The organism is Ruegeria sp. BHSB196 (assembly GCF_059613135.1).
Map to the genome: position 1 here is coordinate 22,249 of NZ_JBXWRY010000049.1, position 6,158 is coordinate 28,406.

Sequence of the window (6,158 nt, forward strand, 5' to 3'; positions counted from 1 at the left end):
TTTCCGAAAAGATGTCCTATCTCGACAATATCCGCACCTTCGTCCGGGTCTATGAGCTGGGCAGCATGTCCGCCGCCGGGCGCGACCTGCGGATCTCGCCCGCCGTGACCTCGGCCCGGATCTCGCAGCTCGAGGATCACCTCGGCGTGCGCCTGTTCCAGCGCACGACGCGCAACCTGACCGCCACGGAACAGGGGCGCGCCTTCTATCCGGGCGCGGTGGCGGTGCTGGACTCGGTGGACCGGGCCGAGGCCGAGGTCATGAACCTGACCGAGGCGCCCCGCGGATCGCTGTTCGTCGCCGCGCCGCTTGGGGTGGGGCGCAGGCTGCTGGCGCCGCAGGTGCCTGAGTTTCTGGCGGAGTACCCGGAAATCGACATCCGGCTGCGCCTGACGGACCGTTCGGTGGACCTGACCACCGAAGGGCTGGATCTGGCCTTTTTCATCGGCCAGCCCGAGGACAGCACCCTGCGGATCCGCAAGTTCGCGGAGTGCCGCCGGGTGCTGTGCGCCGCGCCCGACTACGTCAAGCGGCGCGGCAACCCCGCGTCGGGCGCGGCGCTGATCGCGGAGCGTCACGAATGCCTGAACCTGCGGTTTCCCGGCGCCACCGAGTTTCAATGGCTGCTGCAGACACCGGAGGGGCCCAAGCGATTCGCGGTCTCCGGCCGGTTCGAATGCGATGATGGCGACGTTCTGACCGATTGGGCGCTGACGGGTCAGGGCATCGCCATGAAACCGGTCTTCGAAATCGCCGATCACCTGAAGGCGGGTCGCCTGGTGCCGGTGGCCGTTGAAAATCCGCCGGTCTCCGTGCAGATGGCCTGCCTCTACACCCATCGCCGTCATCAGGATCCCAAGACGCGGCTGTTCATGGAGTTCATGACCAAGCGCATCGGACAGACCGTGCGCGAGGCCGAGGCCAAAGTGACCTGAGGGCAATTCACCCCGGGGTATTTGGGACCAGAAAGAAGCAGCGGTTTCTTTATGCTTCTTTCTGGTCGAAAATACGCCAGGGAGTTTGAGGGACAGCGTCCCTCAACAACAAACCAAAAGAGCGCGCCGAAGGCGCACGACAGGATTTGCGGGCGGTTCGGGGGGCGGTCGCGCCGGTGTCAGCTGCCGCGATAGGTGGAGTAGCCGAAGGGCGACAGCAGCAGCGGCACGTGGTAGTGCGCGTCCGGGTCCGACATTCCGAATCGGATCGGGATCACGTCGAGGAACAGCGGCTCGGGCTGGGTCGAACCCTGCGCCCGCAAATAGTCGCCGGCCCGGAATTCGAGCTCGTAGGTGCCGGTCCGGAACGCGTCCTGCGGCAGGATCGGGCTGTCGGTGCGGCCATCGGAATTGGTCGTGCAGTCGGCGATCCGGGTGCGGGTGTCGCCGTCGAACCGGTAGAGCACGATCTCCAGGCCCGCCGCGGGCAGGCCGGATGCGGTGTCCAGAACGTGGGTCGTCAGATAGCCAGCCACGGATGTTCTCTCCCTCGATGTCGTTTGCCGTGTGGGGCGCCGCGCACCGGAATTGGCGCGGGCCGGGCATGGTTTGCAGTGTTGCATGGAACGCGGTGCGGCCGCTACCGCGCCGGAAGGTGGAAACACCGTCTTGATTGATTTGAAAATCCGGCGGCATTTTCTGCGCTATGGATGGATGCGTGCGAACGACCGGGAGACGACATGGCCAAGACACCCCCCCGCTATCCCCGCGACATGATCGGTCATGGGGCGACGCCGCCCGCCGCGGGGTGGCCCGATGGCGCCAGGATCGCCGTGCAGATCGTGCTGAACTACGAAGAGGGCGGCGAGAATTGCGTGCTGCACGGGGATGCGGCCTCGGAGGCGTTTCTGTCCGAGATCGTGGGCGCGGCGCCCTGGCCGGGGCAGCGGCACTGGAACATGGAAACGATCTACGAATATGGCGCGCGGGCCGGGTTCTGGCGGCTGCATCGGCTGCTGAAGGATCTGCCGGTCACGGTCTATGGCGTGGCGACGGCGCTGGCGCGGTCGCCCGATCAGGTGGCGGCGATGAAGTCGGCCGGCTGGGAGATCGCCAGCCACGGGCTGAAATGGGTCGAGCACAAGGACATGCCCGAGGACGAGGAGCGCGCCCAGATCGCCGAGGCGGTCCGGCTGCATGCCGAGGTGGTGGGCGAGCGTCCGCGCGGCTGGTACACCGGGCGCTGTTCGGTCAACACGGTGCGGCTGGTGGCCGAGGAGGGCGGATTCGATTATGTGGCCGACTCCTATGCCGACGACCTGCCCTATTGGCTGCGGATCGGCGGGCGGGATCAGCTGGTCGTGCCCTATACGCTCGACTGCAACGACATGCGCTTTGCCACGCCGCAGGGGTTCAATTCGGGCGATCAGTTCTTCGCCTATCTCAAGGACAGTTTCGACGCGTTCTATGCCGAAGGCGCCGAGGGCGCGTCCAAGATGCTGTCGATCGGATTGCATTGCCGGCTGATCGGGCGGCCGGGGCGTGTGATGGCGCTGAAAAGGTTTCTCGACTATGCCCGCGCGTTTCCGGATGTCTGGTTCGCAACGCGCCTGCAGATCGCTGAACATTGGGCTTTTCATCACCCGCCGGTGGATCGGCCTCGCCCGTCGCAGATGGGCCGCGACGAATTCGTCGCAACCTATGGCAGGGTGTTCGAGCATTCGGCCTGGATCGCCGAGCGGGCCTATGAGTTGGAACTCGGCCCGGCGCATGACACGGCGGGCGGGTTGCACAACGCGCTGGCGCGCATGTTCCGGTCGGCCACCGAACCGGAACGCCTGGGCGTGCTGACGGCGCATCCGGATCTGGCGGGCAAGCTGGCGCAGGCCAGGCGGCTGACGGCGGAAAGCACCTCGGAACAGGCCTCGGCCGGGCTGGACGCGCTGACCGATGCCGAGCGCGAGACCTTCACCGATCTCAACGCGCGCTATGTCGAAAAGTTCGGCTTTCCCTTCATCATCGCGGTGCGGGATCATGACAAGGCCTCGATCCTTGCCGCGTTCGAACGCCGGATCGACCAGGACCGCGACACCGAGTTCGCCGAAGCCTGCCGCCAGGTGGAGCGCATCGCCGAGTTCCGGCTGCGCGACCTGTTGCCGTCATGACCGGACGGATCGTGATCGAGCCGATCTCGGCGGCGGCCTTTGCGCCCTTCGGCGACCTGATCGACATTGCGGGCGCGCCGGACAGGATCATCAACCAGGGCCAATGCGGGCGGTATCACGACCGGGCGTCGCTGGATTTCACCGACGGCCGCGCAGGCCTCAGCCTGTTCGACGCCAATCCGCGCGCGTTGCCCCATCGGCTGGAGATGGTCGAGCGGCACCCCGAGGGCAGCCAGGCCTTCATCCCGATGACCCATCAGCCGTTCCTGGTGATCGTGGCGCCGGATGAGGGCGGCAGACCGGGCCGCCCCCGCGCCTTTGTCACCGAAGCGGGGCAGGCGGTGAACTATCGTCGCGGCACCTGGCACGGGGTGCTGACGCCCCTGCATGCGCCGGGGCTGTTCGCCGTGGTGGACCGGATCGGCGATGGCGCGAATCTGGAAGAACACTGGTTCGACACCCCTTTCGAGGTGGTCGAGCCGTGACCCGAAGCCGCCGGAGAAGCGGCAAGACCCCCATGAGATCCGACAGGGAGGATACTGAGATCATGGCCGAAACTTCGATTGGAACGCCGGAACAGCTCCGCGATCCGAACTTCACCCCCGCGCTTCACAAGGCGATTCCACTGGGCATCCAGCATGTGCTGGCGATGTTCGTGTCGAACGTGACGCCGGCGATCATCGTGGCGGGGGCCGCCGGATTCGGCTTTGGCTCGAATTCGCCCGATTTTCCGCAGCTTCTCTACCTGATCCAGATGTCGATGCTGTTTGCCGGGGTCGCCACCCTGTTGCAGACGATCACCATCGGTCCGGTCGGCGCGGCACTGCCCATCGTGCAGGGGACGAGCTTTGCCTTTCTGCCGATCATGATCCCGCTGGTGGCCGGCAAGGGCGTCGAGGCGCTGGGCGCGCTGTTCGGCGGCGTCATCATCGGCGGGCTGTTTCACGCCTGCCTGGGCACCGTGATCGGCAGGATCAGGTTCGCCCTGCCGCCGCTGGTGACCGGGCTGGTCGTGACCATGATCGGCCTGGCGCTGGTCAAGGTGGGCATCCAATACGCGGCCGGCGGCGTGCCGGCGATCGGCACGCCGGAATACGGCTCGCTGCTGAACTGGTCGGCGGCGCTGGTCGTGGTCGTGGTCACGCTGGGGCTCAAGTTCTTCACCCGCGGCATGCTGTCGGTGTCGGCGGTGCTGATCGGTCTGGCGGTGGGGTATGTCTATGCGCTGTTGGTCGGCATGGTCACTTTCGGCGATATCGGCGCCAGCTGGAGCCGCGCGGCGGTGTTCGCGCTGCCGGTGCCGTTCAAATACGGGTTCGAGTTCTCGGTGGCGGCGGTAATCGGGTTCTGCCTGATGGCCTTTGTCTCGGCGGTCGAGACCGTCGGCGACGTCTCGGGCATCACCAAGGGCGGCGCGGGGCGCGAGGCGACGGACAGGGAGATCGCCGGCGCGACCTATGCGGACGGGTTCGGCTCGGCCATCGCGGGCGTGTTCGGCGGGTTCCCGAACACCTCGTTCAGCCAGAATGTCGGCCTGATCGCCATGACCGGGGTGATGAGCCGGCATGTTGTGACCTGCGGCGCGCTGTTCCTGATCCTCTGCGGGCTGGTGCCCAAGGTCGGGGCGATCATCCGCACGGTGCCGATCGAGGTGCTGGGCGGCGGCGTCATCGTGATGTTCGGCATGGTGGTGGCCGCCGGCATCTCGATGCTGTCGGACGTGAACTGGAACCGGCGGAACATGGTGATCTTTGCGATCTCGCTGTCGATCGGGCTGGGCCTGCAGCTGGAACCGGGCGCGGTGCAGCACATGCCGGATACGGTGCGGATCCTGCTGACCAGCGGGTTGCTGCCCGCCGCGCTGATCGCCATCGTTTTGAACCTGATCCTGCCCGAGGAACTGGCCGAGGAAGCGACCGAGGAGGTCTCGGGCGGCATGGCCGGGCACGGGTCGGGCAGCCTGCCGGGCCGGTAGGTCGGCGGGCTCCCGCCCGGGTCGCGCGCATCCAAGGTGCGCCCGAACCGGTTGGGCCGGGCAGCGCGCGGGCGGACCCGCGCGCTGCGGTTGCCGTGACTCACGCGGCGCACATCAGGCGGGCCACGTCGAGCATCCGCGCGGAAAAGCCCCATTCGTTGTCGTACCAACCGAAGACGCGCACCTGGCGGTCGCCGACCATCCGGGTCTCGGGCCCGGCGACGATCAGCGATTCGGGGCGGGCGCGCAGGTCGGAAGAGACCAGCGGCGCGTCGGTCCAGCCGAGCACGGGCGAGGCGTCGATGCGCGCGCGCAGGGCCTGTCCGAACGCTTCGGGGCTCATGCCGCGCTCCAGCTGCGCCACGAGATCGACGGCGGATACGCTTGCGGACGGCACCCGAACGGCGGCGCCGGAAATGCGCCCGGCGAGATGCGGAAGAACCGCGTCGATCAGATGGGTGGCGCTGGAGGTCGTGGGCACCATCGACAGCGCCCCCGCGCGGGACCGGGCCAGGTCGCCGCGCGGCGCATCCACCATCGGCTGGCTGTTGGTGTAGCAGTGGATGGTGGTCATGTGGGCCGAGGCGATGCCGGCGATGCCGTCGACGATCCGGGCCAGCGGCGCGAGGCCGTTGGTCGTGCAGGACGCGTTCGACACGATGCGCGCATTGCCCAGACGATCCTCGTTCGCGCCGAGAACGACGGTGATTTCGGCCGCGGGCGACGGCCCCGAGATCAGCACCTTGCCCGCACCCGCCGTCAACCCGCGGCTGGCCACGTCGGAGGTGCGGGCGATGCCGGTGCAATCGAGCAGAACGTCCACTCCGGACAGATCCACCCGCGCCAGATCGGCGCTGTGCGTCACGGGGATGGCGCGCCCGTCCACCACCAGAGAGTCGTCGCCGGCCGCGACCGTGCCGGGATAGGGGCCGAAGGTGCTGTCATACTGGAACAGATAGGCGCAGGTCTCGAGCGGCGCGATGTCGTTGATCAGCGCCACGTCGATGTCCCTGTGCCCCGGTTGCGTCAGGCATTGCCGCAGGATCGTGCGGCCTATGCGGCCGAATCCGTTGATCGCGAGTC

The 6,158-nt window shown here is 67.4% G+C and carries 6 protein-coding genes; 4 read left to right on the forward strand and 2 right to left on the reverse strand.

Annotated features, from left to right (window positions below):
- The first annotated feature begins 11 nt into the window (after nucleotides 1-11).
- On the forward strand, nucleotides 12-935 hold the full coding sequence (locus AC2FNJ_RS17730; RefSeq protein WP_496766097.1) for a LysR family transcriptional regulator: 924 nt from the start codon (nucleotides 12-14) through the stop codon (nucleotides 933-935).
- 179 nt (nucleotides 936-1,114) lie between these two features.
- On the opposite strand, the gene uraH is transcribed toward AC2FNJ_RS17730, so the two are convergent.
- A complete protein-coding gene (gene uraH, locus AC2FNJ_RS17735; RefSeq protein WP_496766099.1) occupies nucleotides 1,115-1,471 on the reverse strand; it encodes a hydroxyisourate hydrolase in 357 nt (118 codons plus the stop codon).
- A 204-nt stretch (nucleotides 1,472-1,675) separates the two neighbouring features.
- Between uraH and puuE the strand changes: the two genes are divergently transcribed.
- The 3 genes from puuE (at nucleotide 1,676) to AC2FNJ_RS17750 (ending at nucleotide 5,075) form a co-directional block, all read left to right on the forward strand.
- Nucleotides 1,676-3,100 carry an allantoinase PuuE gene (gene puuE / locus AC2FNJ_RS17740; protein WP_496766101.1) on the forward strand — a complete coding sequence of 475 codons (1,425 nt, stop codon included), beginning with the start codon at nucleotides 1,676-1,678 and terminating at the stop codon, nucleotides 3,098-3,100.
- Nucleotides 3,097-3,585, forward strand: coding sequence for an ureidoglycolate lyase (locus AC2FNJ_RS17745; RefSeq protein ID WP_496766103.1), 489 nt, complete (start codon nucleotides 3,097-3,099; stop codon nucleotides 3,583-3,585). The genes puuE and AC2FNJ_RS17745 overlap by 4 nt, the downstream gene beginning before the upstream one ends.
- 62 nt (nucleotides 3,586-3,647) lie before the next feature.
- A complete protein-coding gene (locus AC2FNJ_RS17750; protein WP_496766105.1) occupies nucleotides 3,648-5,075 on the forward strand; it encodes a nucleobase:cation symporter-2 family protein in 1,428 nt (475 codons plus the stop codon).
- Between the two features lie 100 nt (nucleotides 5,076-5,175).
- On the opposite strand, the gene AC2FNJ_RS17755 is transcribed toward AC2FNJ_RS17750, so the two are convergent.
- A partial coding sequence (locus tag AC2FNJ_RS17755; protein WP_496766107.1) for a type I glyceraldehyde-3-phosphate dehydrogenase occupies nucleotides 5,176-6,158 on the reverse strand: 983 nt, incomplete at its 5' end.